At 61.8% G+C, this 505-nt stretch carries 1 protein-coding gene; it reads right to left on the reverse strand.

Annotated elements, in window-relative coordinates; genetic code table 11:
• Positions 1–399, reverse strand: a 399-nt coding sequence (locus ACR0C6_RS22285) for an FAD-binding oxidoreductase (RefSeq protein ID WP_480621388.1), incomplete at its 3' end; no start/stop codon positions are given.
• Positions 400–505 lie beyond the last annotated feature (106 nt).

Consider the following 505-nt stretch of genomic DNA (forward strand, 5'->3'; position numbering starts at 1 on the left):
CGCATAAGGCGGTGTGATGCCAGAGCCGGCGCCAAAGAAGTAATGCGTGCGTCGCGACGTTGCGCCGGGATCGAGGCAGAACCCGCCAAAGGGCGGCATCACCTCGATCACGTCTCCTTTCCGCACGTTGTCGTTGATGTGGTTGCTGACCACACCGTCCCGAACCCGCTTCACTGTGATCCGCAGCGGATCACCGGTGAAAGGCGAGGACGAGATCGAGTAGCTGCGGCGCTGTTCCTCTCCGTTCACTGCAATGCGGAACGACAGGTGCTGGCCGGGCCGCCAGGCGAAGGTTTCGCGCAGGCCGTCAGGCACGTCGAACATGACCGTCCTGGCCATGCCGCCGATTTCGTCGCGGGTGTCGAGAACGGTCAGCGGGTGGAAGCTGCGTGCGTTCATTTGCCCTCTCCCAACCATTCGAGAACGACCTTCTGGTGATCGACCACCGGGCTTTCGCCGACCGCGGCGGGACCAGTTTCGAAATAAGGGGATTTCAACGTTTTCT

This window comes from Ruegeria sp. AL12 (assembly GCF_056540885.1).